Below are 23400 nucleotides of genomic sequence, written 5' to 3'. Positions count from 1 at the left end.
TCCGACCGACACGACCCCGATCAGAGAGGACCCACACCATGACCGGACAGACGGTCGCAGCGCCGCGCGGCGGCACCTTCCTCCGGACCGCGACGGTCCTGCAGACGCTGGCCCTCTTCTTCCAGGCGTCCACCGCGGGCCTGTTGCTGAGCTCGTCGCGCGCCTACGTGCTGCACGACTACGGATCGAAGGTGATGTACGCGGCCGCCATGCTCTACGTCCTCGCCACGATCCTCGCCTGGCGCCCGGGCGGCGGATCCCCGCGCCCCATCCTGTACTCCACCGGCTTCCTGCTCCTCGCCTCGGCGCAGGTCGTCCTCGGCATCGCGCACATGGCCTCGCTGCACGTCCCCCTGGGCGTCGTGATGTTCGCCCTCAGCACCCTGGCCCTGGCCCGGTCGCTGACCCCGCGCTGACCCGCACCACCGGCCGAGGGTGCGTCGTCGCCCGGTCGGCTCGCCGGCTACAGCCAGTCCTTCTTCTTGAAGACCACGTACAGACTCGTGCACACCACCGCCATCAGCACCACAGCGAACGGATACCCGCCCGCCCAGTGCAGCTCCGGCATGTTGTCGAAGTTCATGCCGTAGATCGTTCCCACCAGCGTGGGGGCGAACAGGATGGCCGCCCACGACGAGATCTTCTTGATCTCCTCGTTCTGCTCGAAGCCCGCCTCCGCCAACGCCCGCATCTCCGCGTTCTGTTGCTGGGTCACCAGCGTCGCGTTCACCGTCAGGATCTCCGTCAGGGCCTGGCGGAAGCCGTCCACGCGTTCGCTGGTGTGGGTGACGTGGTCGGCCACGTCGCGGAGGTAGCGCTGGAGTTCCTCGTCCGTGCCGTACTTGGCGAAGCCCGCCATCAGGCCGTGCAGCATGCTCACCAACGGGCGGGTCGCGCGCTGGAACTCGACCATTTCGCGGGAGAGTTCGTAGATGCGGCGCGAGACCGCCGGGTCGCCGCCGAAGACCTCGGTCTCGATCTCGTCGATGTCGTTCTGGACCCCCGCCACCACCGGGGCGTAGCCGTCCACGACCGCGTCGAGGATCGCGTACAGGACCGCCTCCGGGCCGAGGGCCAGGAGGTCCGGGTCCTCCTCCATGCGGTGGCGGACCGCCGAGAGGTCCGGGGCCGCCCCGTGGCGGACCGTGATCACGAAGTCCCGGCCCACGAAGATGTGCAGCTCGCCGAAGTCGACCTCCTCCTGGGCGTCCAGGTAGCGGGCCGCGCGCAGGACCACGAAGAGCGTGTCCCCGTACCGCTCCAGCTTCGGACGCTGATGCGCCTCGAGCGCGTCCTCGACCGCCAGCTCATGGAGGTCGAACTCGCCCGCCAGCGAGTGCAGTTCGGACTCCGTCGGGCGGTGCAGACCGATCCACGCCATGCCGTCCGGGTACTCGCGCAGCTGGCGGAACGTCTCGGCCAGCGTCGCGGGGGAGGCCACCTTGCGTCCGTCCCGGTAGAGCGTCGCCTGCACCACGCTCGGACGGTCCGCCGGCTCGGGACCGGGTCCGGACGGCTGCGGCTCCGGACGCTGCGCCGCCGGGGGTTCCGGCTGGCGGCGCCAGGATGCGCGGGGGCGGCGATCCGACATCGTGGGGTCCATCTCCGTATGCATGATCGGGGCCAGTGGCTCCCAGGAAGGATATACGGGGCGAATTCGAGCGGCTCGGCGGCAGCAGCCCCATGAGCCCCGGGCCGGACATCCTCATTGCGGACCATCCCTGTCCGCAAGCCCGAGTAGCGTGCCCACATGGCCTCCACCTCCACGAACCCGGTCCTCTCCACCCGCGCCCTGGGCCGTGCCACGCTGGCCCGCCAGCTCCTCCTGGAGCCCGCCGCGCTCTCCGCCGAGGACGCCGTCTCCCACCTCCTCGGCCTCCAGGCGCAGAACACCAAGCCGCCCTACCACGCCCTCGCCGCCCGGCTCGCCGGCTTCCGGCCCGAGCACCTGTCCGACCTCATGGAGTCCCGCGCGGTCGCCCGGATCGTCACCATGCGCTCCACCATCCACACCCACACCGCCGACGACGTGCTCACCCTGCGGCCCCTCGTCCAGGCCGCCCGCGACCGCGAGCTGACCATGTTCCGCAAGGGCCTCGGCGGCGTCGACCTCGACCGCCTCGCCGCCCTCTCCCGGGAGCTCGTCGAGGAGGCACCCCGTACCCCCAAGGAGATCCGCGAGGCCCTCCTCGTCCACTGGCCCGACGCCGACCCCCAGTCGCTCTCGGTCGCCGCCCGCTGCCTCCTGCCGCTCGTCCAGGTCACCCCGCGCGGACTCTGGCGGCGGAGCGGGCAGGTCCGCCTCACCACCGCCGAGAACTGGCTCGGCCGCCCCGCCGAACCCGCCCCCGCCCCCGACGCGACCGTCCTGCGCTACCTCGCCGCCTTCGGCCCCGCCTCCGTCAAGGACATGCAGACCTGGTGCGGTCTCACCCGGCTCCGCGACGCCTTCGAGCGCCTGCGCCCCCAGCTCCTCGCCTTCCAGGACGAGCACGGCGTCGAACTCTTCGACCTCCCCGACGCCCCCCGCCCCGACGCGGACACCCAGGCCCCTCCGCGCTTCCTCCCCGAGTACGACAACCTCCTCCTCTCCCACGCCGACCGGACCCGCTTCGTCTCCGCCGCGGCCAGGAGCCGTACCTGGAAGGGGAACCAGGCCTTCTCCGTCTTCCTCCTCGACGGCCTCGTCGCCGGGCTCTGGCGCCTGGAGGAGACCAAGGAGCGCACGACGACGACCGTCCAGCCCTTCGGCCGTACGACCAAGGCCCAGCGTGCCGCCCTGACGGAGGAGGCCGAGCGCATGGCGGGGGCCGGAGTACTGGGCGCCGAGGGAGTTCCGTTCGCGGTCGAGTTCGGTGTCGTGGACGCGTAGCTGGCCCGAAGGCCCCCTTACGGCAGCAGCCCCGCCCTCCGCGCCGCCACCACCGCCTCCAGGCGTGTGTGGGCCCCCAGCTTCCGCATCGTCGAGCGCAGATAGCCCTTCACCGTCTCCGCGCGCAGCCCCAGCCTCTCCGCCGCCACCGCGTTCGTCGCCCCCGTCGCCACCGCCGCGAGGACATCCACCTCGCGCGGTGTCAGCGACACGTCCGCCGGACGCCGCGGGCCCGCCGAGGCCGTCTCCAGGCGGCCGCACACCGCCATGAGACGGGCCCGCAGCTCCGGGTCCGCGATCCGCGGGGCCAGTTCGCGCAGCTCGCCGTGCGCCTGGCGGACCTCCTCCCACGACGGCGACGGCACCCCGTCCGGTCCCCGCCCCGGCCCCGCTCCGAGCCCCGGCCCCGCTCCGAGCCCCGGCCCCCCTCCGAGCCCGAGCCCCGAGCCCGTCCCGAGACCCGGCCCCGCTCCGACCCCGAACCCCGAGCCCGGCGCCCGTTCCCGCAGCTCGTCCCGGACCGCCAGCGCCTGCTCCACGTCCCTGGCCGCCGACACCACCGCGTCGAGGACACGCTCGCCCAGCGGCAGCGCGTCCCGCAGCGCCCCGTACAGAACTCCCCGCACCTTCCGCCGTACGACCACGGGCACCGCGATCACCGAGCGGAGCCCCTCCGCCGAGACCGGACCGTCGTACTCGTGCGTGATGTGCCGCGCCGACGGATAGTCGACGACCGCGCAGGGCCGCGACAGCGCCACGCACTTCCCGCCCAGGCCGCTGCCCGTCGAGATCGCGAGCCCCCGCAGGGCGGGCGTCAGCGCTCCGCTCAGCTCCTCGATCCGCAGCCGGCGGCCGTCGTGCAGGAGGCCGCCGAAGACGACGGTGAGGCCGGTGGTGCGGCGCATCCGCACCAGCGCCGCCCGCAACTCCACCGATTCGATCCGCTCGGGCACGCGACCACTCCTTCACCCCCGAACGGGGGTAGTGAGACCTGGGTCACTGATTACACGATGTCCGTGACCGGAACCGCAACGAGGAGGACACATGACGGCCACCACCGCGACGGAGAGGTTCCGGGCAGCCCGCGACTTCCTGCTCCGGCATCGCGAGGACTACGAGACGGCCTACGAGGGCTTCGCCTGGCCCCGCCCCGACCGGTTCAACTGGGCCCTCGACTGGTTCGACGTCATCGCGGCCGGCAACGACAGGACCGCGCTGCACATCGTCGAGGAGGACGGCGCCGAGACGCGGCTGAGCTTCGCCGAGATGTCCGCCCGCTCGCACCGGGCCGCCAACTGGCTGCGCGCACAGGGCGTACGGGCCGGTGACCGGATCATCGTCATGCTCGGCAACCAGGCCGAGCTGTGGGAGACCGCGCTCGCCGCGATGAAGCTGCGGGCCGTCGTCATCCCCGCCACCCCGCTCCTCGGCCCCGCCGATCTGCGCGACCGCGTCGAACGCGGCCGCGCCCGGCACGTGATCGTGCGCGCCGAGGACACCGCCAAGTTCGACGACGTGCCGGGGGAGTACACCCGGATCGTGGTCGGGGGCGAGCGCGCGGGCTGGATTCCCTACGAGGGCGCGTACGCGGAATCCGAGAGCTTCGAGCCCGACGCCGTCACCCGTGCCGACGACCCGCTGATGCTGTACTTCACCTCCGGCACCACCGCCCGCCCCAAGCTGGTCGAGCACACCCACACCTCGTACCCCGTGGGTCATCTCGCCACCATGTACTGGATCGGCCTCAAGCCCGGCGACGTGCACCTGAACATCTCCTCACCGGGCTGGGCCAAGCACGCCTGGTCCAATCTCTTCGCGCCGTGGAACGCCGAGGCGACCGTCTTCATCCACAACTACGCGCGCTTCGACCCGGCGCGCCTCATGGCCGAGATGGAGCGGAACGGCGTCACCAGCTTCTGCGCGCCACCGACCGTCTGGCGCATGCTCATCCAGGCCGACCTGACGCAGCTGAAGCAGCCGCCGCGCGAGGTCGTCGCGGCCGGCGAGCCGCTCAACCCCGAGGTCATCGAGTCCGTACGCCGGGCGTGGGGGGTCACCATCCGCGACGGCTTCGGCCAGACGGAGACCGCCGTCCAGGTCTCCAACAGCCCGGGCCAGCACCTGAAGGAGGGCTCGATGGGGCGTCCGAGCCCGGGCTTCCGGGTCACGCTCGTCGACCCGGTGAGCGGGAAGGCGGACGTCGAGGAGGGCGAGATCTGCCTCGACCTGTCGAACGACCCGGTCGGCCTGATGACCGGCTACCACGGCGACCCCGAGCGCACGGCCGAGGCCATGGCGGGCGGCTACTACCGCACCGGCGACATCGGCTCCCGCGACGCCGAGGGGTACATCACCTACGTCGGCCGCGCCGACGACGTCTTCAAGGCCAGCGACTACAAGATCAGCCCCTTCGAGCTGGAGAGCGCGCTCCTGGAGCACGAGGCGGTGGCAGAGGCGGCCGTCGTCCCGGCCCCCGATCCGCTGCGGCTCGCCGTCCCGAAGGCGTACGTCGTCCTCGCGGAGGGCTGGGAGCCGGGGGAGGAGACGGCACGGGCCCTCTTCGCCCACTCGCGCGCGGTGCTCGCCCCGTACAAGCGGCTGCGGCGCATCGAGTTCGCCGAGCTGCCGAAGACGGTCTCGGGGAAGATCCGCCGGATCGAGCTGCGCGAGCGTACGGCGAAGGGCGAGGGCACGGAGTACACGGAAGGGGACCTCGCATGAGCCTCTCCTACGCGCACGGCGCGGGCCCCACCCCGCTCCTCGGCGACACGATCGGAGCGAACCTCGACCGGGCCGTCGCGACCTGGCCGGAGCGCGAGGCGCTCGTCGACGTGCCGACCGGACGCCGCTGGACCTACGCCCGGTTCGGCGCGGACGTCGAGCGGCTGGCGGACGCGCTGCTCGGCAGCGGGGTGGCCAAGGGCGACCGGGTGGGGATCTGGGCGGTGAACTGCGCCGAGTGGGTGCTCGTCCAGTACGCCACCGCCCGCATCGGCGCCGTGATGGTCAACATCAACCCGGCCTACCGCGCCCATGAGCTGGAGTACGTGCTCCGGCAGGCGGGGATCTCGATGCTCTTCGCCTCGCTGACGCACAGGACGAGCGACTACCGGGCGATGGTCGAGCAGGTCGAGGGCAACTGCCCGGAGCTGCGGGAGACCGTCTACTTCGGCGACGCCGGCTGGGACGCCCTGCTCGCCCGTACGGCCGGAGAGCTGCGCCCCGCGGCGCTCTCCTGCGACGAACCCGTCAACATCCAGTACACCTCGGGCACGACCGGCTTCCCCAAGGGAGCGACCCTCTCCCACCACAACATCCTCAACAACGGCTATTTCGTGGGCGAGATGATCGCCTACTCGGAGCAGGACCGGATCTGCATCCCGGTGCCCTTCTACCACTGCTTCGGCATGGTGATGGGAAACCTGGCGGCGACCTCGCACGGCGCCTGCATGGTGATCCCCGCCCCGTCGTTCGACCCCGCGGCCACGCTCCGCGCGGTCCAGGAGGAGCGGTGCACCTCGCTGTACGGCGTGCCGACGATGTTCATCGCCGAGCTGAACCTCCCCGACTTCGCCTCGTACGACCTCTCCTCCCTGCGCACGGGGATCATGGCGGGCTCGCCCTGCCCCGTGGAGGTGATGAAGCGGGTCGTCGCCGAGATGAACATGGCGGAGGTGTCCATCTGTTACGGCATGACGGAGACCTCGCCCGTCTCCACCCAGACGCGCCGCGAGGACGACCTGGAGCGCCGGACGGGGACGGTCGGCCGCGTCATGCCGCACGTGGAGGTGAAGATCGTCGACCCGGCCACCGGCCTCACCCTGGAGCGCGGGGAGGCGGGCGAGCTGTGCACCCGCGGCTACAGCGTGATGCTCGGCTACTGGAACGAGCCGGACAAGACCGCCGAGGCGATCGACGCGGGCCGCTGGATGCACACCGGCGACCTCGCGGTGATGCGCGAGGACGGCTACGTCCAGATCGTCGGCCGCATCAAGGACATGATCATCCGCGGCGGGGAGAACGTGTACCCGCGCGAGATCGAGGAGTTCCTGTACGGGTACGAGAAGATCGCCGACGTCCAGGTCGTCGGTGTCCCCGACCCCCGCTACGGCGAGGAGATCCTGGCCTGCGTGATCCCGCGCGACCCCGCCGATCCGCCGAGCCTGGACGACATCGCCGCGTACTGCCGTGACCGGCTGGCGCACTACAAGATCCCGCGCCGGGTGGAGATCCTCGCCGAGTTCCCGATGACGGTGAGCGGGAAGGTGCGGAAGGTGGAGCTGCGGCAGCGGTACGGGTGAGGGCGGCGCCCGCGCGAAGGACGGGCCCGCGCGCCGGGCCGGAGGCGCCCCGGGCCGGCGCCCGGTGGGGTCACGGGGAGGGCGCTCGCTCCGGGGCCGAAGCTCGTTGCTGCGGCGGCGGGACGGCGCGGGGTGCGGGCGCCGCCGCCAGCTCGCGGCGCATGCAGACGCGGGGCCAGGTCGCCAGACCGTGGGCGGCCTCCGCCTGCTGGATGGCGCGCAGGCCTGCGGTGAGCTCCGGATCGGACTCGGCGAGCGGACGGAAGCCGAGACGGGCGTAGTACGGGGCGTTCCAGGGGACCTCGGTGAAGGTCGTCAGGGTCAGCGCCGTGAGACCCCACCCGGCCGCCTCCGCGGCGAGGTGCTCGATGAGCGCACGCCCGATGCCCCGGTGGGCGGCGTCGGGGTGTACGGAGACCTGCTCGATGTGGGCGGCACCGTCGACGGTGTCGGCCAGCAGGTAGGCGACCGGGTGGCCGGCCTCGTCGGCGGCCACCCAGGCGCGTCCGGCCAGGCGGTAGGCGTCCAGGACGTCCAGCGGCAGGGGCTCGTCGTCGGCGATGACCGCCATGCCCAGGTGACGGAAGGGTTCGCCCGCGGCGCGCTCGATGTCCTGGAGCAGCGGGAGTTCGGCCGGTGCGGCCGCTCTGATGCGCATACGACGAGTATGGCGCGCGACCTCAGTCCGAGCCGCCTCCGCCTCCGCTTCCACCGCTGGACTCGCCGCCGCTCCCGCCGGCCGCGTCCCCTCCGCCGAACCAGCCGCGGCCGGTCGCGTAGCCGTCCGAGCCCCCGCCCCGGCCGAGCAGCCCGCCGTCACGGGAGAACCGGGGCAGGAAGAGGGCGAGCGCGGGGTCACCGTAGAGGGCGACGTACAGCAGCACCAGGTTGCCGTCCGTCACCTCGCGCCGATGCGCGGGCAGCGGGTGCCGCCGGCGGAGTCCGGCGAGGAGCCGGCGGGCGGCGCGGGTCGTCGGCGGCAGGAAGAGCAGGGCGAGCGCGGCACCGGCCGTTACGGCGCCGAGGGCGAGCGCGAGCGCGAGCCCCGCGCCCGACGGGCCGGTGACGACCAGGCCCGTCACCACCGTGACCACCGTGCCCACGAGCAGCGTGCGCGCGACGAGCAGGCGCCCCTGCGGGCGGAGCAGCCCCTCCCGGCCGAGCTCGGCCCGCAGCGCGTCCACCGCCCGCCGGGCCTGGGGCTGCGACGCCAGGACTCGCAGCCCCAGGGCACGGCGCAGCGAGCCGTGCACGCCCAGCTGCACGGGGTCACGGGTCCGGCCGGGGCCGCCGTTGGCCCGAATCGTTCCCTTGCGGCCGGCCGCGACCGCCCCGCGCTGATGCAGCGCGACAAGGGCCACGACGACCGCCGCCCGCCGCCCGCCCCTGAGCAACGCCAGTGCCTGTGGGGCGAGTTCGGTCCGCTGCGGGCTGCGCGTTCGCAACAGGACGAGTGCGCACAGCAGTTGTGCGCAGGACGCGCCGATGAACCACCATGTGTCCGCCCCCATGACGCAACACCCCCCGAGGGAGTTGTGCCCGGCGGGGGCTGATCATCACGCGTGAATGGCCGAAATCTGAGGTTAATTTGAGCTGAGGACCGGCTTCGGGCGTGACGACCGCTAGGGCGTGTTGCGAAAGTCCCGCCTGCCCCGCGACGCCTGGCACGCACGCTCGCTGCGTTGTCGGGGTCGTCCGAGTACGCCCGGTACGAGGGCGACCCTCCGCCTTGCGATCGCACGCACCAGACGCCGCGGGGCCCGCCCTCCGGGCGAACGGCGCTACTTTCGCAACACGCCCTAGGCGCCGGTGGTGATCAGTTCGTCGGCCGGGGTGTTGACGGGCTGCGGCGTGCCGGTGAGGTCCAGGACGAAGAGCGGTATGCCGAGCTCGTCCGCGCGGGACCGGGCTTCCGGGGTGTAGCCGGCGAGGGAGAAGAACACGCTCACCGCCGCGTTGCTGAGGCCGTTGAGCCAGAGGCACTCGACGGCCCGCAGGGCGGCGGGGCGGGTGCTCGGGTCGACCTGGGCGACGAGTCCGGGGGCCCGGAGGTCGACCCCGGACGCGGACCGCTCCTCGGGCTGGACGACGTCCCGGAACCCCAGCCAGCGCAGGTACCCGGCCGAGGTGGCGACCGCGTCCCTGGCCGTACGGATGGTCATGGGCCGGAACGAGGGCCTCGGCGGGGCCGGGTGTGCGGCGGTGGGCGGCAGCGGGATGTGCGCGGGGTAGCGCTCGGCGAAGGAGCGGTGCCCGTTCGTTCCGGGGGTGGCGTGGGCGCGGCTCTCGGAGGGCCCGTCCGGGTCGCCGCTGCCGCCGGTACCGCCCGCGCGGCCCCGTGCCGTATCCCCGGTGCCGTCGGCGTCGCCGATCCCGCGGGTGTCGCCCGGGTCGCCGATCCCGCCGGGACCGCCCGGGTCGCCGCTGCCGCCGCCGGTGCCGCCGCTGCCGCCGGGGTCGCCGCCGGCGCCGCCCGTGTCGCCCGTCGTGCTCCTCGGTGTGAACCAGCCGCCCGGTGCCGATTCCGCGTCCCCGAGTGCCTCGGCTCCCGTTCCGCGGCCGGTCCCGTGGTCGGTCTCCGGCCACCCGTCCAGGGCGGCGGCGTCCGTGGCCGGGCCCGCGCCCCGGCCGCGCGGCCAGGCGCCCGCGGCGTCCGCGCCGTGGCCCGTGGCGCCGCCCGCGGCCGTACCGGCCGTCGTACCCGGTCCCAGGCCCGTACCGCCGCCCGCCGGGGATCCGCCGTCCGGCGGGGTCACGGGAACGCGCAGGACGGTGCCGCAGCTGCAGCCGAGCTCCGGGTGGGGCCATTCGTCCTCGCGGCCGCATGCGGCGCAGCGGACCGTGACCCACTCGTCCGTCCAGTTGCGGTGCGTGACCGGCTCGCCCGTCGCCCCCGTGAGCAGCGGCGGCACCACCGGGGTGCCGCACGCGCAGGGGAAGACGGGAGCCGCGTACGGCTGCGTACGGAGGCATTCCGGGCACCGCACCGGAACCGAGTCACCCACACCGAACCCCACGCCGAACCCCCTGTCTTCCCGACCCCATCGTCCACCAATCCGCCACGCGAGGGGAGTGAGTTCGGCCAACGTCCGACCCCACTCCCTTGACGACTCTCGACCCCCCGACCTACATTGCTTCCACATAGTAGAACAATACTTCCGCAATACGGAAACGAGCCCACGAGCCGGTGGCGCATCCGTTTCCGCCTGGCCGAAGCAGGAGCCCTCCATGCCTCGTATGACCGCCGCCGCAGCGGCCGTTGAGATCCTCAAGCGCGAAGGCGTCACCAACGCGTTCGGCGTGCCCGGCGCGGCGATCAACCCCTTCTACCGGGAGCTCAAGAACGTGGGCGGTATCGCCCACACCCTCGCCCGCCACGTCGAGGGCGCCTCCCACATGGCCGAGGGCTACACCCGTGCCAAGGCGGGCAACATCGGTGTCTGTATCGGTACCTCCGGCCCCGCCGGAACCGACATGATCACCGGCCTGTACTCCGCGATCGCGGACTCGATCCCGATCCTGTGCATCACCGGCCAGGCCCCGGTCTCGAAGCTCCACAAGGAGGACTTCCAGGCCGTCGACATCGCCACGATCGCCAAGCCCGTCACCAAGGCCGCCACCACGGTCCTGGAGGCCGCGCAGGTCCCCGGCGTCTTCCAGCAGGCCTTCCACCTGATGCGCTCGGGCCGTCCCGGCCCGGTCCTCATCGACCTGCCGATCGACGTCCAGCTGACCGAGATCGAGTTCGACCCGGAGACCTACGAGCCGCTGCCGGTCTACAAGCCGCAGGCCACCCGCGCGCAGGCCGAGAAGGCCCTGAACTTCCTCCTGGAGTCCGAGCGCCCGCTGATCGTCGCCGGCGGCGGCATCATCAACGCCGACGCCTCCGACCTGCTGGTCGAGCTCGCCGAGCTGACGAACATCCCCGTCATCTCCACCCTCATGGGCTGGGGCACCATCCCGGACGACCACGAGCTGGCCGCCGGCATGGTCGGCGTCCAGACCGCGCACCGCTACGGCAACGCGACCTTCCTGGAGTCGGACTTCGTCCTGGGCATCGGCAACCGCTGGGCCAACCGTCACACCGGTTACAACATGGAGGCCTACACCAAGGGCCGGAAGTTCGTCCACGTCGACATCGAGCCCACCCAGCTCGGCAAGATCTTCGCCCCGGACTACGGCATCGCCTCCGACGCCAAGGCCGCCCTGGAGCTCTTCGTCGCGATCGCCAAGGAGTGGAAGGCCGCGGGCAAGCTCCCCGACTTCTCCGCCTGGGCCGCCTCCGCGCAGGAGCGCAAGGCCACCCTTCAGCGCCGGACGCACTTCGACAACATCCCGATGAAGCCGCAGCGCGTCTACGAGGAGATGAACAAGGCCTTCGGCCCGGACACGCGCTACGTCACCACCATCGGTCTCTCGCAGATCGCCGCCGCGCAGTTCCTGCACGTCTACAAGCCGCGCCACTGGATCAACTGCGGCCAGGCCGGCCCGCTCGGCTGGACCATCCCGGCCGCGATCGGTGCCGCCACCGCGGACCCGGAGACCCCGGTCGTCGCGCTCTCCGGCGACTACGACTTCCAGTTCATGATCGAGGAGCTGGCGGTCGCCGCCCAGCACAAGGTCCCCTACGTCCACGTCCTCGTGAACAACGCCTACCTGGGTCTGATCCGTCAGGCGCAGGGCGGCCTGGGGATCAACTTCGAGGTCAACCTCGAGTTCGAGAACATCAACACCCCGGAGATCGGCGTCTACGGCGTCGACCACGTCAAGGTCGCCGAGGGCCTGGGCGTCAAGGCCATCCGCGTCGAGGACCCGAGCAAGCTGGGCGAGGCGCTGGAGCAGGCCAAGAAGATGGCCGTCGAGTTCCAGGTCCCGGTCGTCGTCGAGGCGATCCTGGAGCGCATCACCAACATCGCGATGAGCAAGACGGTCGACATGAGCGACGTCACCGAGTTCGAGGAGCTCGCGACGGAGCCCGGCCACGCGCCGACCGCGATCAAGGCCCTGAAGGTCTGATCCGCACCGCCACCGAACGGCCCCCGCCCCGAGAGCACCGGAGCGGGGGCCGCTTCATGTCCGGTCGTCCTGTGCCCGGACCAGCGCCGCCCCGGCCTCCGTCCAGTCGTAGAGGACCGAGCGGCCCGCCCTCCTCCGCCGTACGAGCCGGGCGTCGAGCAGCACCTTCAGATGCCGCCCCACCGACCCCAGTCCCTGCCCCGTCAGCGCCACCAACTGGCTCGTGGACAGCGGCGATTCCAGGCGTACGAGCACTCCGGCCCGTGCGCTCCCGAGCAGCGTGCCGAGTGCCTCGGGCACGGCCGGGCCGTCCGTCCCGGCCAGGGCGCCGGCGCACGGGTAGACGATCGCGAACCGCTCCGTACCCTCCCAGGACACCCACCCCCGGCTCGGAGTCACCGGCACGAAGAGCAGCCGCGCTCCGGTGGCCGAACGCGGGGGAAAGGCACGGGCGTTGACCTGGAGCCGTCCTTCGCCCAACCAGCGCGTCCGCCCCGGGTTCAGCTCGTCCAGCGCGGCCGCCCAGCCCTCCCGGGTCAGCCGCGCCGTCCGCGCCAGCACATCGGCCTCCAGGATCCGCCGTCGCCGGGGCCAGGTCGGCAGGACCGTCTCCCGCCACACCCAGGTGAGCAACTCCGCCATCCGGTGCGGGAGATCGGTCGCCGAGGCCAGCGGCTCGGGGACCGGGCCGCCGAGCGACACCGCCAGGTCCGCCAGGGCGGCAGCGGGCGGTGTCTCGCGGATCCGGGTCAGCTCCTCCTCGAAGCTCCGCTCGCCGTCGCCCCTCGGCGTGGGGGTCACGAAGTCGGCGTTCCACGTGGTCCCGAGCGCGGCCGGGACGAGCAGGGCGTCGAGCGGCTCGGACGCCAACCGGGCCCGGTAGGCGGGCAGATGGGCCTCCAGCCACGCCCGCTCGCCCGGGTGGGCGGCCATCCTGAGGTCCAGCGTCTGGAGCGCGGCGGTCGCCTCGGCCAGCGGCGAGAGCAGGAACCTGCTCCCCGCGAGCGCGTCCGCGTCGATCCGCCACCAGCCCATGATCCGCCCCACCCCTTGTTTCGCGTCTGTGCGAAACAATAACGGCCCTCCCGTCGGCCCCCGCAGACTCCGCCGCATGCGCAGCTACCGAGACCTCTTCCGTACAGCCGAGTTCACCCCTCTCTTCCTCACCGGCTCCGTCCAGGTCGCCGCCCAGACGGTGGCCGGGCTCGGACTGGCCACTCTCGTCTACAGCCGGACCGGTTCCCCGCTCCTCTCCTCCCTCGCGCTCTTCGGGCCCTCGCTCGCCCAGCTCCTCGGTGCCGCCACGCTCCTCTCGGCCGCCGACCGGCTCCCGCCACGCGCCGCGCTCGCCGGGATGGCACTGTTCTTCGCCGCGGGCAGCGCGGCGACGGCCGTGCCCGGGCTGCCGATCGGGGTGGTCTTCGCGATCCTGCTCGCCCAGGGACTCGTCGGCTCCGTCGGCGGCGGGGTGCGCTACGGGCTGCTCGGCGAGGTCCTTCCGCGCGAGGGCTACCTGCTGGGCCGGTCGGTGATGAACATGGCGACCGGCGGATGCCAGATCGCCGGGTTCGCGGCCGGCGGGCTGCTCGTCGCACTGCTCTCACCGCGCGGCACCCTGCTCGTCGGCGCCGCCCTCTACCTCGTCGCGGCCCTCGTCGCCCGCCTCGGCCTCACCCGGCGCGCCCCGCGCGCCACCGGCCGCGCCTCCGCCGCCGCGACCTGGCGCACGAACCGGCGGCTCCTGTCCTCCCGCGCCCGCCGTCGCGTCTACGTCGCGCTGTGGGTGCCCAACGGGCTGATCGTGGGCTGCGAGTCGCTCTTCGTGCCGTACGACCCCGAGCGCGCCGGGCTGCTCTTCGCCTGCGGCGCGCTCGGGATGCTGGCGGGGGACACGGTCCTGGGCCGGTTCGTCCCGAGCGGGCTCCGCGGCCGGCTCGCCGCCCCGCTCCAGGCGCTCCTGGCCGCCCCGTTCCTGCTCTTCGCCCTGAACCCGGGACTGCCGCTCGCCCTCGCCGCCGTGACGGTCTCGGCGGTCGGCTACGGCGCGAGCCTGCTGTACCAGGAGCGGCTCCTGGCCCTCGTGCCGGACGAGCTGAGCGGTCACGCCCTCGGGCTGCACTCCTCGGGCATGCTCGCCCTCCAGGGGCTGAGCGCGGCGCTGGCCGGCACCGTCGCCCAGTTCACCTCGCCACGGACGGCGATGGTGGTGCTCGCCCTCGCCTCGCTCGCGGTCACGCTGACGCTCGCCCTCACCGAGGGGCCTTCGAGCGGACCACGACGGTCTCCTCGCAGGGCCCGTCAGCGAACAGCTTGAGCGCCTCCACCTCGTCCTTGTCGGCGCTCAGGCCCCAGCGCAGCTTGGTGCCCACCCACTCGGCGACGTAGCGGCAGTACTGGGTGGAGGCCGACGGCACCCAGTCGGCCGGGTCACGGCCCGCCTTGTCCTTCTGGCTGCGGGCGGTGACGGCGACGAGCGTGCCGGACGCGCCCTGGTCGTTGGCGTACTTCTCGCGCCGGGCCGTGGTCCAGGCCGAGGCGCCCGACTCCCAGGCCTCGCCGAGCGGAACGACGTGGTCGACGCGGAGCGCGGCGGGGTCGGTGACGGTCTGGCCGTCGTAGTACGAGGTCCACCTGCCGCCCGTCAGGACGCAGCCGGTGCCGGTCTTCGGGGCGTCCACGGCCTCGTCCAGGAGGACCTCCGCGCGGGTGTCGCAGCCGTCCGCGGGGTCGAGGCCGGCGTTCCAGTGGGGGAAGGCGGAGTCCTTGTAGCCGGCGGGGTCTTCGGAGGCCTCCGTGAGATCGGCGAGGGCGTCGGGGAAGAGGACGACGTTCGCCGAGAGCGCGGGGGAGGGGGCGGCGAGCGGGGACAGGATGAGCGCCAGCGGGGTCAGGCCCCGCACCAGGTTCTTGATCACGTGCGACTGGATAGCGGCGGGGGAGGGGCGCATGGAGGGCGAATCGCGGTGCGCTCGCCCGAGCGGGTGTGGATCTTCACCGCAGAAACGATGCGCTGGGGCGCCGGTCCCGACGGGACGCGAAAGAGCGCGGAACCAGGGACCGTAAACCTGGTTCCGCGCTCTCGTTGTGCCCGCCCGACGGTGCGAGGCTGGCGCGACAGGACGTTCGCGCCGCCGGGCGGAGTCTTGGGGGGAGGTGGGGCGTTGGGACCGCGGCGACGGCGACGGATGGCCCGGGAACCCTTCCTTCAGGTCAAGAAGGGTCCTGGTCCGCCCTTACCACCGCACTGGCTCGTCGCCGCCGCGGTCCTCACGCTGTCCGTACCGCCGGCCACCCCTCATCCGGGCCGTCGGTCCGGACGGCGTACGGCATCTGACCTCCCGTCATATGCCGTACGCGGTCTGGATACCGCCGTGGATCAGTCCTCGCGCAGGGCGCTGACCGCCTCGGCCACGCGCTTGCCGTAGTCCGCGTCGGCGGCGGCGAAGTGCGCGATGTTCTTCTCGATGACGTCCTCGCGGGAGACCTGGGACAGCCCGCCGGCGATGTTGGCGACCAGGCGGTCCTTCTCGGCCTCGGACATCAGGCGGTAGAGCTCGCCGGCCTGGAAGAAGTGGTCGTCCTTGGCGTGCTCGGGCGCCGCGTGGGTGCCGGTCCAGCCGTGGATGGCCAGCGGGGCGGCGAGCGCCTCGTCGGTCTGCGAGGGGCCGGAGTACGAGTTGGGCTCGTAGTTCTTGTCGTGGCGCGAGCCCTGACGGGTGGCCATGAGGCCGTCGCGGCCGTAGTTGTCGGCGACGGTCGCCTTCGGGGCGTTCACCGGCAGCTGGGTGTGGTTGACGCCGAGGCGGTAGCGGTGGGCGTCCGCGTAGGCGAAGAGGCGACCCTGGAGCATCTTGTCCGGCGAGGGGCCGATGCCCGGGACGAAGTTGTTCGGGGAGAACGCGGCCTGCTCGACCTCGGCGAAGACGTTGTCCGGGTTGCGGTCGAGCACCAGACGGCCCACGCGCTGCAGCGGGTAGTCGGCGTGCGGCCACACCTTGGTGAGGTCGAACGGGTTGAACCGGTACTCTGCGGCCTCGGCGGCCGGCATGACCTGGACGTACAGGGTCCACGAGGGGTTCACACCGCGCTCGATGGCCTGCAGCAGGTCGGTCTGGTGCGAGTTCGCGTCCTTGCCGACGGTCTCGGCGGCCTGCTCGGCGGAGAGCGAGCGGATGCCCTGGTTCGTCTTGAAGTGGTACTTGACGAAGAAGGCCTCACCCTTCTCGTTGGTCCACTGGTACGTGTGCGAGCCGTAGCCGTTCATGTGACGGTACGAGGCCGGGATGCCGCGGTCGCCCATGAGCCAGGTGATCTGGTGCGTCGCCTCGGGGGCGTGCGCCCAGAAGTCCCAGACGTTGTCCGGCTCCTGCTTGCCCGTGAAGGGGTCGCGCTTCTGGGAGTGGATGAAGTCGGGGAACTTGATCGGGTCCTTGATGAAGAACACCGGGGTGTTGTTGCCGACGAGGTCGTAGTTGCCCTCTTCGGTGTAGAACTTCAGGGCGAAACCGCGCGGGTCACGGACGGCGTCCGCGCCGCCGAGCGAGTCGGCCACGGTGGAGAAGCGGATGAACGTCTCGGTCCGCTTGCCGACCTCGGAGAGGAAGGCGGCCTTGGTGAAGCCGGTGACGTCGTCGGTGACCTCGAAGTACCCGTACGCGCCGGAGCCGCGGGCGTGGACCACGCGCTCCGGGATCCGCTCACGGTTGAAGCGCGCGAGCTTCTCCAGGAGGTGCTGGTCCTGGAGGAGGATGGGGCCACCGACGCCGGCGGTGGCGGAGTTCTGGTTGTCGGCGACGGGGGCGCCGGACTCGGTCGTAAGCACGCGCTTCGACATCGTGACCTTCCGTACGGGAGCTGCACTGGTGACGGTGTCAGGAGCGTAAGGAGCAGCTGAAGCGAACGTCAACAGTTTGTTGAAAACGAAGGAGGGTGTTCCGGGCGGCGGCGGCGCCTGGGCGCGACAGGACAGGTTGTCAGCGCCGCCGCCGACCGGAAGTCTGGGGCCCCGTGACGGGGCGCGGGGTCAGACCTGCTGGCCGGAGAGGCGCTCGACGGCGCGCAGCAGGGCCGAGTGGTCCAGGCCGCCGTCGCCCTGCGCACGCAGGGAGGCGACGAGCTGGGCGACGACGGCACCGACCGGGAGGGCCGCACCGACGTTGCGGGCGGCGTCGGTGACGATGCCCATGTCCTTGTGGTGCAGGTCGATCCGGAAGCCGGGCTTGAAGTCCCGGTTCAGGAAGTTGTCCTTCTTGCGGGTCAGGACCGTGGAGCCGGCCAGACCGCCGTTGAGGACGTCCAGGGCAGCCTGGAGGTTCACGCCGGACTTCTCCAGGAAGACCACGGCCTCGGCGCACGCCTGGATGTTGACGGCGACGATGAGCTGGTTGGCCGCCTTCACGGTCTGGCCGGAGCCGTGCGGACCGCAGAGCACGATGACCTTGCCGAGGGCCTCCAGGATCGGCAGCGCCTCGTCGAAGTCGGCCTGCTCGCCGCCCACCATGATCGAGAGCACGGCCTCGATCGCGCCGGCCTCGCCGCCGGAGACGGGGGCGTCGATGACGCGGATGCCCTTCTCCTTGGCGTTCTTGGCCAGGTCCACGGAGGTCTGCGGGGTGATCGACGACATGTCGACGATCAGCGCACCGGACTTCGCGTTCTCCAGGATGCCCTCGGGGCCGTAGGAGATGGCCTCGACCTGCGGGGAGGCGGGCACCATCGTGACGATGACGTCGGCGTCCTTGACGGCCTCGGCGATCGACGCGGCGGCGGTGCCGCCGGCCGCGGTGAGGCGGTCCAGCTTGTCCTGCTCCAGGGTGAAGCCGGTGACGGAGTAGCCGGCCTTGATCAGGTTCTCGGACATGGGGGAGCCCATGATGCCGAGACCGATCCACGCGATCTTGGGGAGGTTGCTCATTGGGGTACCTCTCGGGGTTGTGCGATGTCAGGGGGAGCTGACGCCCGCGTCGTGGCGCCGGTCTCCGGCCGGCGCGGCCGGGCCGGGGCCACGAGGGGCTCGTACGGACGGGGGTGTCGGCCCCCGTCCGGTGTCAGCGGGCCGCGCGGGCCTCGGCGGGGAGCCACGCGAAGGACGCGGCGGCGTCGGCGGCCTTGTACTCCAGGCCGACCCAGCCGTCGTAACCGGCCTTCTTGAGCTCGTCGAGCAGCTGCTCCAGGGGGAGCTCGCCGGTGCCCGGCGCGCCACGGCCCGGGTTGTCGGCGATCTGCACGTGGCCGGTCTTGTCCGCGTACTCCGCGATGACCTGGCTGACGTTCTCGCCGTTCATCGACAGGTGGTAGATGTCGAGGAGGAACTTGGCGTTGCCGAGCCCGGTGGCCGCGTTGACCTTGTCGACGACCTCGATCGCGGCGGGGGCGCTCACCAGCGGGTAGAGCGGCGACTCCGGCTTGTTCAGGGTCTCGATCAGCAGGATCGCGCCGATCCGGTCGGCCGCGCGGGCCGCCAGGACCAGGTTCTCCAGGGCGAGGGTGTCCTGGACCTGCGGGTCGACGCCCTCGACGCGGTTGCCGTAGAGCGCGTTGAGTGCCTTGCAGCCGACCGAGGCGGCGAAGTCGGCCGCCACCTCGATGTTGGCGCGGAAGCGGTCCGACTCCTCGCCGGGCACGGAGAGCGCGCCGCGGTCGGGACCCGGCAGCTGCCCGGCGTAGAAGTTCAGGCCCACCAGCTGGGTGCCGGCGTCGTCCAGAGCCTTCTTGAGAGCGTCGAGCTCACTCTGGGCGGGGGTGGCGGTGTCGATCCAGGGCCACCACAGCTCGACCGCGGTGAAGCCCGCCGCGGCGGCGGCCGCGGGGCGCTCCAGGAGCGGGAGTTCCGTGAAGAGGATCGACAGGTTCACATCGAAGCGCTGGTCCGTGTATCCCATGAGGGGCGGCGCTCCTTCCGTATTGCGGAAGTAAGTTTCTGTCTGACGGAATGTTGCAAGGGGAGCCGCGCACTTGTCAAGAGGGTTCGGCAGCTCAGGGCTGCCGTCGGTGCCGTTCAGGCCAGTAGCGTGGGGCCATGGTGCGTTTGAGAGTGGAGTTCACGACCGAGCCCTTCGACCTGGACGAGGCGCCGGAGCACGCGGTCGTGGCCCGTGAGGTCATCCAGGCCGCCGACCTGGACGCGGTGGACGTCGGTCCGTTCGGCAACACCGCGGAAGGCGGTTCCGACGAGGTCCTGACCGCCGTCGACGCGCTGCTGCGCAAGTCCCTGGCGGCCGGCGCGACCCGCGTCTCCCTCCAGGTCAACGTGATCGGGGAGGAGTCGTGACCGAGCACCCCCTGGTGGCGGCGGTCAAGCCGCTGGTCGACGCGATGGGTGCCGAGATACTCGGTCCCGAGCAGGCGGGAACCGACGACGTGGTGCTCGCCTGGGAGGGTGAGGACGTGATCGCCGTACGGCTTCCCCAGCTCTCGGACTCGCTGGACCACATCCTGGCGGCCATGGAGCGCCGGCACGGGATGCCGCTCGCCTCGCTCGACCGCAAGGCGAAGCAGGAGGCGGTCCGGATGCTGGAGGCGCGCGGCGCCTTCTCCGTGCGTCATGGAGTGGAGACGGTGGCCGGGGCACTGGGTGTCAGTCGCTTCACCGTGTACAACTACCTCAACCGCGAGACCGCCCTGAGCAGGGAAAAGGCCGCCGAGAACGGTTAGTTGATCATGGGTAGCCGAAGGCCGTCGTCCAGATGTCGGGACGACGGCCTTTGTGTCACCGAGTTTTCAACAAAGTGTTGACGTGGTGTTGCGGGAGGGCGTTAGCTATCCGCAGCCCGTCCGACGCACAGCGAAAAACAGCCACGGAGGCTTCCCGTGACTTCAGGTACGACACCGGGTCTGACCCGGTTCAACACCTCGGCGGACAGCGACGCTGTCGCCGCGCTCCACGAGGTGTGCTCCAGCTCGGCGTGGGGGAGCAAGCTTCTCGCCCAGCGCCCGTACGCCACCGTCGAAGCCCTCTTCCTCGCCAGCGACGCCGCCATGGCCGAACTGACCGCGGAGGATCTGGCCGAGGCGATGGCGGGCCACCCGCCGATCGGTCGTCCGAAGGCAGGGGACCCGACCTCCTCCCGCGAGCAGAGCGGGATGGCCGGGGCCTCCGAGGAGCTCAAGGCCGAGATGCTCGAACTCAACCTGGCCTACCAGGACAGGTTCGGTCATGTCTTTCTGATCTGCGCGACCGGCAAGACCGGTGAGCAGATGCGCGACGCGGTCCGCGAGCGGATCGAGAACTCGCCCGAGCAGGAGCGGGAGATCGTCCGCACCGAACTGGGCAAGATCAACCGCATCAGGCTGACCCGTCTCGTAGAGCGCGCAGAGAACGAGGAAGAGAACGCATGAGCACCGACACCACCGCTTCGGTGTCCACCCACATCCTGGACACCAGCATCGGCCGCCCCGCCGAGGGCGTGGCCATCACGCTCGCGGCCCGCAGCGGCTTCGACGCGCAGTGGATCACGCTCGGTGGCTCCGCCACCGACGCGGACGGGCGCTGCAAGGACCTGCCGGCCCTGCCGGAGGGCACCACCCACGTACGTCTCGACTTCGAGACCGAGGCGTACTTCTCCAAGAAGCAAGCCGAGGCGCAGCAGGACGCCCCCCGCGTAAGGGACAGCGGTGCGTTCTTCCCGGAGGTGGCGATCACGTTCGCCGTCAAGCCGGGCGAGCATTACCACGTACCGCTGCTGCTCAACCCGTTCGGCTACTCCGTTTACCGAGGGAGCTAGCAGACATGCCCACGATTCTCGGCCAGAACCAGTACGGCAAAGCAGAGAACCGCGTCGTCAAGATCACGCGGGATGGCGCCACCCACCACATCAAGGACCTGAACGTCTCCGTCGCCCTCTCCGGCGACCTCGACGACGTCCACCTCACGGGCTCGAACGCCCACTGCCTGCCCACCGACACGACCAAGAACACCGTGTACGCCTTCGCCAAGGAGTACGGGATCGAGTCGGCCGAGCAGTTCGGCATCCACCTGGCCCGCCACTTCGTGACCAGCCAGGAGCCCATCCACCGGGCGCGCATCCGGATCGAGGAGTACTCGTGGGAGCGGATCGCCAGCTCCGACGCCAACTCCAAGTTCATCGGCTCGGACGAGGTGAACCACTCCTTCGCCCGCAAGGGCCAGGAGACCCGCGTCACCCAGATCACCTACGACGGTGAGAAGTGGGAGGTCATCTCCGGCCTCAAGGACCTCATCGTCATGAACTCCACCAACTCGGAGTTCTGGGGCTACATCAAGGACAAGTACACGACGCTCCAGGAGGCGTACGACCGCATCCTGGCCACGCAGGTGTCCGGTCGCTGGCGGTTCAACTGGACCGACGACGACCAGCGGATGCCCAACTGGGAGAAGTCCTACGCGCAGACCAGGCGTCACATGCTCGAGGCCTTCTCGGAGACGTACTCGTACTCGCTGCAGCAGACGCTGTACCAGATGGCCACCCGGATCATCAACCACCGTTCGGAGATCGACGAGGTCCGCTTCTCGCTCCCGAACAAGCACCACTTCCTGGTGGACCTGGAGCCCTTCGGGCTCAAGAACGACAACGAGGTCTACTACGCCGCCGACCGCCCCTACGGCCTCATCGAGGCCACGGTGCTGCGTGACGGAGCCACGGCGCAGATCCCGGTCGACATGACCAACCTCTAGGCGGCACCGCGTGGCCGCCCCCGCCCGCCCGCAGTCGGGCGGGGGCAGCCACCACCGGAGGGACGTACCCATGGCACAGCCCGCAACGGGGCCGGCACCTGCCGAAGGCCCTTGTTCCACCCCGTCGGACACCTCGCCGGTCACTTCGCCGGACACCTCGCCGGTCACCACGGCGGTCGCTTCGCCGGTCACCTCGGCCGAGGTCCACCCGGTGGACGAGAAGCTCCCCGCCTCGCGGCTCGTTCCCGCCGCGCTCCAGCACATCGCCGCGATGTACGCGGGCGTGGTCACCCCTCCGCTGATCATCGGCCAGGCGGTCGGCCTGGACGCCGCCGGAATGACCCGCCTCATCGCCGCGAGCCTGCTCATCGCCGGCTGCGCCACCGTCCTCCAGACCCTCGGGGCCGGCCGCTTCGCCGGAAACCGGCTCCCCTTCGTCAACGCCGCCTCGTCGGCCGGCATCGCCCCGATGCTCGCGATCGCCGAGACCAGCGCCCCCGGCCGTCAACTCCCCGCCATCTACGGCGCGGTGATGGTCGCCGGAGTCTTCTGCCTCGCCGTCGGTCCCTTCTTCGGGCGCCTGCTCCGCTTCTTCCCGCCGCTCGTCACCGGCGTCGTGATCACCCTGATCGGCGTCACCCTGATGCCCGTGCCCGTCACCTGGGCCCAGGGCGGGAACAAGGAGGCAGCCGACTTCGGCGCCATGAAGTACCTGGCGCTCGCCGGATTCACGCTCGTGGTGATCCTGCTCTTCCAGCGCTTCGGCAAGGGCTTCGTCAAGCAGATCGCCCTGCTGCTCGGCCTGTTCATCGGCACCGTGGCCGCGATCCCGTTCGGGATGGCCGACTTCACCGCGCTGCGCGAGGCGCCCGTCGCCGCGCTGCCCGCCCCCTTCGCCTTCGGCGCACCGGAGTTCCAGCCCGCCGCGATCCTCTCCCTGTGCATCGTGATGCTGGTCCTGATGACCGAGTCCAGCGCCGGGATGCTCGCCCTCGGCGAGATCTGCGGGCGCAGGAGCGACGGAGGGACGATCACCCGGGGCCTGCGGACCGACGGCATCGCCACGCTCCTCGGCCCCGTCTTCGGCGGATTCCCCACCTCGGCCTTCGCCCAGAACGTCGGAGTGGTCTCCCTGACCCGGGTCCGCTCCCGCTACGTCGTCGCCGTCGCCGGTGGCGCCCTGCTCGTCCTCGGCGCCTTCCCGGTCCTCGGAGCGGTCGTGTCGATGGTCCCGATGCCCGTCCTCGGGGGTGCCGGCATCGTCCTCTTCGGTTCGATCGCCGTCTCCGGAATCCGTACCCTCTCGGAAGCCGGACTCGACGACAGCTCCAACATCATCCTGGTGGCCGTCGCGCTCGGAGCGGGCATCATCCCGCTCGCCGCGCCCACCTTCTACGCCGACTTCCCGGCCTGGGCACAGACCGTGCTCGGCTCCGGCATCAGCGCCGGAGCGCTCGTCGCGGTCACGCTCAATCTGTTCTTCCACCATCTCGGCACCCGGACCCGTCACCCGGCTCCGGCACTCAAATCCTCCTAGGGTCCTGCCGTGCCCAAACCAC

The 23400-nt window shown here is 71.5% G+C and carries 22 protein-coding genes; 12 read left to right on the top strand and 10 right to left on the bottom strand.

Annotated elements, in window-relative coordinates; all coding sequences use genetic code 11:
• Positions 1–38: 38 nt before the first annotated feature.
• A complete protein-coding gene (locus ACFVGW_RS03245; RefSeq protein ID WP_385850516.1) occupies positions 39–416 on the top strand; it encodes a hypothetical protein in 378 nt (125 codons plus the stop codon).
• 47 nt (positions 417–463) lie between these two features.
• Here ACFVGW_RS03245 and ACFVGW_RS03240 read toward each other — a convergent pair whose 3' ends face one another.
• Positions 464–1591 (bottom strand): magnesium and cobalt transport protein CorA, encoded by a 1128-nt coding sequence (locus tag ACFVGW_RS03240; protein ID WP_385850515.1) that lies wholly within the window; start codon positions 1589–1591, stop codon positions 464–466.
• A 159-nt stretch (positions 1592–1750) separates the two neighbouring features.
• Here ACFVGW_RS03240 and ACFVGW_RS03235 point away from each other — a divergent pair, with 159 nt between their 5' ends.
• The gene (locus ACFVGW_RS03235; protein WP_385850514.1) at positions 1751–2872 is read left to right on the top strand and encodes a winged helix DNA-binding domain-containing protein; all 1122 of its coding nucleotides are present in this window, start codon (positions 1751–1753) and stop codon (positions 2870–2872) included.
• 17 nt (positions 2873–2889) lie between these two features.
• On the opposite strand, the gene ACFVGW_RS03230 is transcribed toward ACFVGW_RS03235, so the two are convergent.
• Positions 2890–3825, bottom strand: coding sequence for a response regulator transcription factor (locus ACFVGW_RS03230; RefSeq protein WP_385850513.1), 936 nt, complete (start codon positions 3823–3825; stop codon positions 2890–2892).
• A 91-nt stretch (positions 3826–3916) separates the two neighbouring features.
• Between ACFVGW_RS03230 and ACFVGW_RS03225 the strand changes: the two genes are divergently transcribed.
• Entirely contained in the window at positions 3917–5593 is a 1677-nt protein-coding gene (locus tag ACFVGW_RS03225) for an AMP-binding protein (RefSeq protein WP_385850512.1), read from the top strand.
• Positions 5590–7173, top strand: a complete 1584-nt coding sequence (locus tag ACFVGW_RS03220) for an AMP-binding protein (RefSeq protein ID WP_385850511.1) — start codon at positions 5590–5592, stop codon at positions 7171–7173. Before ACFVGW_RS03225 ends, ACFVGW_RS03220 begins: the two co-directional genes overlap by 4 nt.
• A gap of 70 nt (positions 7174–7243) precedes the next feature.
• Here ACFVGW_RS03220 and ACFVGW_RS03215 read toward each other — a convergent pair whose 3' ends face one another.
• The 3 genes from ACFVGW_RS03215 to ACFVGW_RS03205 all read right to left on the bottom strand — a co-directional run bounded on the left by ACFVGW_RS03215 (position 7244) and on the right by ACFVGW_RS03205 (position 9572).
• Positions 7244–7831, bottom strand: coding sequence for a GNAT family N-acetyltransferase (locus ACFVGW_RS03215; protein WP_385850510.1), 588 nt, complete (start codon positions 7829–7831; stop codon positions 7244–7246).
• A 22-nt stretch (positions 7832–7853) separates the two neighbouring features.
• Positions 7854–8684 (bottom strand): TIGR04222 domain-containing membrane protein, encoded by an 831-nt coding sequence (locus ACFVGW_RS03210; RefSeq protein ID WP_385850509.1) that lies wholly within the window; start codon positions 8682–8684, stop codon positions 7854–7856.
• A 288-nt stretch (positions 8685–8972) separates the two neighbouring features.
• A complete protein-coding gene (locus ACFVGW_RS03205; RefSeq protein ID WP_385850560.1) occupies positions 8973–9572 on the bottom strand; it encodes a hypothetical protein in 600 nt (199 codons plus the stop codon).
• An 829-nt stretch (positions 9573–10401) separates the two neighbouring features.
• On the opposite strand from ACFVGW_RS03205, the gene gcl reads away from it, so the two are divergent.
• Complete coding sequence (gene gcl / locus ACFVGW_RS03200; protein WP_385850508.1) at positions 10402–12189, top strand: glyoxylate carboligase; 1788 nt, start codon at positions 10402–10404, stop codon at positions 12187–12189.
• A 54-nt stretch (positions 12190–12243) separates the two neighbouring features.
• On the opposite strand, the gene ACFVGW_RS03195 is transcribed toward gcl, so the two are convergent.
• A complete protein-coding gene (locus ACFVGW_RS03195) occupies positions 12244–13224 on the bottom strand; it encodes an ArsR family transcriptional regulator (protein WP_385850507.1) in 981 nt (326 codons plus the stop codon).
• A 76-nt stretch (positions 13225–13300) separates the two neighbouring features.
• Between ACFVGW_RS03195 and ACFVGW_RS03190 the strand changes: the two genes are divergently transcribed.
• Positions 13301–14503, top strand: coding sequence for an MFS transporter (locus tag ACFVGW_RS03190; protein WP_385850506.1), 1203 nt, complete (start codon positions 13301–13303; stop codon positions 14501–14503).
• Here ACFVGW_RS03190 and ACFVGW_RS03185 read toward each other — a convergent pair.
• The 4 genes from ACFVGW_RS03185 to ACFVGW_RS03170 all read right to left on the bottom strand — a co-directional run bounded on the left by ACFVGW_RS03185 (position 14439) and on the right by ACFVGW_RS03170 (position 19070).
• Entirely contained in the window at positions 14439–15104 is a 666-nt protein-coding gene (locus tag ACFVGW_RS03185; protein WP_385850505.1) for a DUF1524 domain-containing protein, read from the bottom strand. The genes ACFVGW_RS03190 and ACFVGW_RS03185 overlap by 65 nt on opposite strands.
• Positions 15105–15565: 461 nt before the next feature.
• Positions 15566–17023 (bottom strand): catalase, encoded by a 1458-nt coding sequence (locus ACFVGW_RS03180; RefSeq protein ID WP_352189173.1) that lies wholly within the window; start codon positions 17021–17023, stop codon positions 15566–15568.
• Positions 17024–17212: 189 nt separating this feature from the next.
• Entirely contained in the window at positions 17213–18103 is an 891-nt protein-coding gene (locus ACFVGW_RS03175) for a 2-hydroxy-3-oxopropionate reductase (RefSeq protein ID WP_383219653.1), read from the bottom strand.
• 133 nt (positions 18104–18236) lie between these two features.
• Positions 18237–19070, bottom strand: a complete 834-nt coding sequence (locus ACFVGW_RS03170; RefSeq protein WP_385850504.1) for a TIM barrel protein — start codon at positions 19068–19070, stop codon at positions 18237–18239.
• A gap of 140 nt (positions 19071–19210) precedes the next feature.
• Here ACFVGW_RS03170 and ACFVGW_RS03165 point away from each other — a divergent pair, with 140 nt between their 5' ends.
• From ACFVGW_RS03165 to ACFVGW_RS03140, 6 genes are all read left to right on the top strand, one after another.
• Positions 19211–19459: a hypothetical protein gene (locus ACFVGW_RS03165; protein WP_352189185.1), complete on the top strand. Its 249-nt coding sequence runs from the start codon at positions 19211–19213 to the stop codon at positions 19457–19459.
• A 44-nt stretch (positions 19460–19503) separates the two neighbouring features.
• Positions 19504–19842: a helix-turn-helix domain-containing protein gene (locus tag ACFVGW_RS03160; RefSeq protein WP_352189184.1), complete on the top strand. Its 339-nt coding sequence runs from the start codon at positions 19504–19506 to the stop codon at positions 19840–19842.
• Positions 19843–19998: 156 nt separating this feature from the next.
• A complete protein-coding gene (gene uraD, locus ACFVGW_RS03155) occupies positions 19999–20526 on the top strand; it encodes a 2-oxo-4-hydroxy-4-carboxy-5-ureidoimidazoline decarboxylase (RefSeq protein WP_383219657.1) in 528 nt (175 codons plus the stop codon).
• Positions 20523–20912, top strand: coding sequence for a hydroxyisourate hydrolase (gene uraH, locus ACFVGW_RS03150; RefSeq protein WP_383219658.1), 390 nt, complete (start codon positions 20523–20525; stop codon positions 20910–20912). The genes uraD and uraH overlap by 4 nt, the downstream gene beginning before the upstream one ends.
• 5 nt (positions 20913–20917) lie before the next feature.
• Positions 20918–21841, top strand: a complete 924-nt coding sequence (pucL, locus tag ACFVGW_RS03145) for a factor-independent urate hydroxylase (RefSeq protein WP_383219660.1) — start codon at positions 20918–20920, stop codon at positions 21839–21841.
• Positions 21842–21911: 70 nt separating this feature from the next.
• A complete protein-coding gene (locus ACFVGW_RS03140) occupies positions 21912–23378 on the top strand; it encodes a nucleobase:cation symporter-2 family protein (protein WP_385850503.1) in 1467 nt (488 codons plus the stop codon).
• Positions 23379–23400 lie beyond the last annotated feature (22 nt).

The sequence above is a fragment of the Streptomyces sp. NPDC127129 genome, assembly GCF_042671585.1.
In the GTDB taxonomy this organism is placed as follows: domain Bacteria; phylum Actinomycetota; class Actinomycetes; order Streptomycetales; family Streptomycetaceae; genus Streptomyces.
Note: the sequence above shows the minus strand (reverse complement) of the source record. Positions and strands in the feature narration are given on the sequence as shown.

Excerpts from the sequence above, each read along its gene's own strand:
- ACFVGW_RS03245 (WP_385850516.1), top strand. The coding sequence starts at position 39 with ATGACCGGACAGACGGTCGCAGCGCCGCGCGGCGGCACCTTCCTCCGG.
- ACFVGW_RS03240 (WP_385850515.1), bottom strand. The coding sequence starts at position 1,591 with ATGTCGGATCGCCGCCCCCGCGCATCCTGGCGCCGCCAGCCGGAACCC.
- ACFVGW_RS03235 (WP_385850514.1), top strand. The coding sequence starts at position 1,751 with ATGGCCTCCACCTCCACGAACCCGGTCCTCTCCACCCGCGCCCTGGGC.
- ACFVGW_RS03225 (WP_385850512.1), top strand. The coding sequence starts at position 3,917 with ATGACGGCCACCACCGCGACGGAGAGGTTCCGGGCAGCCCGCGACTTC.
- ACFVGW_RS03220 (WP_385850511.1), top strand. The coding sequence starts at position 5,590 with ATGAGCCTCTCCTACGCGCACGGCGCGGGCCCCACCCCGCTCCTCGGC.
- ACFVGW_RS03215 (WP_385850510.1), bottom strand. The coding sequence starts at position 7,831 with ATGCGCATCAGAGCGGCCGCACCGGCCGAACTCCCGCTGCTCCAGGAC.
- ACFVGW_RS03210 (WP_385850509.1), bottom strand. The coding sequence starts at position 8,684 with ATGGGGGCGGACACATGGTGGTTCATCGGCGCGTCCTGCGCACAACTG.
- gcl (WP_385850508.1), top strand. The coding sequence starts at position 10,402 with ATGCCTCGTATGACCGCCGCCGCAGCGGCCGTTGAGATCCTCAAGCGC.
- ACFVGW_RS03195 (WP_385850507.1), bottom strand. The coding sequence starts at position 13,224 with ATGGGCTGGTGGCGGATCGACGCGGACGCGCTCGCGGGGAGCAGGTTC.
- ACFVGW_RS03190 (WP_385850506.1), top strand. The coding sequence starts at position 13,301 with ATGCGCAGCTACCGAGACCTCTTCCGTACAGCCGAGTTCACCCCTCTC.
- ACFVGW_RS03180 (WP_352189173.1), bottom strand. The coding sequence starts at position 17,023 with ATGTCGAAGCGCGTGCTTACGACCGAGTCCGGCGCCCCCGTCGCCGAC.
- ACFVGW_RS03175 (WP_383219653.1), bottom strand. The coding sequence starts at position 18,103 with ATGAGCAACCTCCCCAAGATCGCGTGGATCGGTCTCGGCATCATGGGC.
- ACFVGW_RS03170 (WP_385850504.1), bottom strand. The coding sequence starts at position 19,070 with ATGGGATACACGGACCAGCGCTTCGATGTGAACCTGTCGATCCTCTTC.
- ACFVGW_RS03160 (WP_352189184.1), top strand. The coding sequence starts at position 19,504 with ATGGGTGCCGAGATACTCGGTCCCGAGCAGGCGGGAACCGACGACGTG.
- uraH (WP_383219658.1), top strand. The coding sequence starts at position 20,523 with ATGAGCACCGACACCACCGCTTCGGTGTCCACCCACATCCTGGACACC.
- pucL (WP_383219660.1), top strand. The coding sequence starts at position 20,918 with ATGCCCACGATTCTCGGCCAGAACCAGTACGGCAAAGCAGAGAACCGC.
- ACFVGW_RS03140 (WP_385850503.1), top strand. The coding sequence starts at position 21,912 with ATGGCACAGCCCGCAACGGGGCCGGCACCTGCCGAAGGCCCTTGTTCC.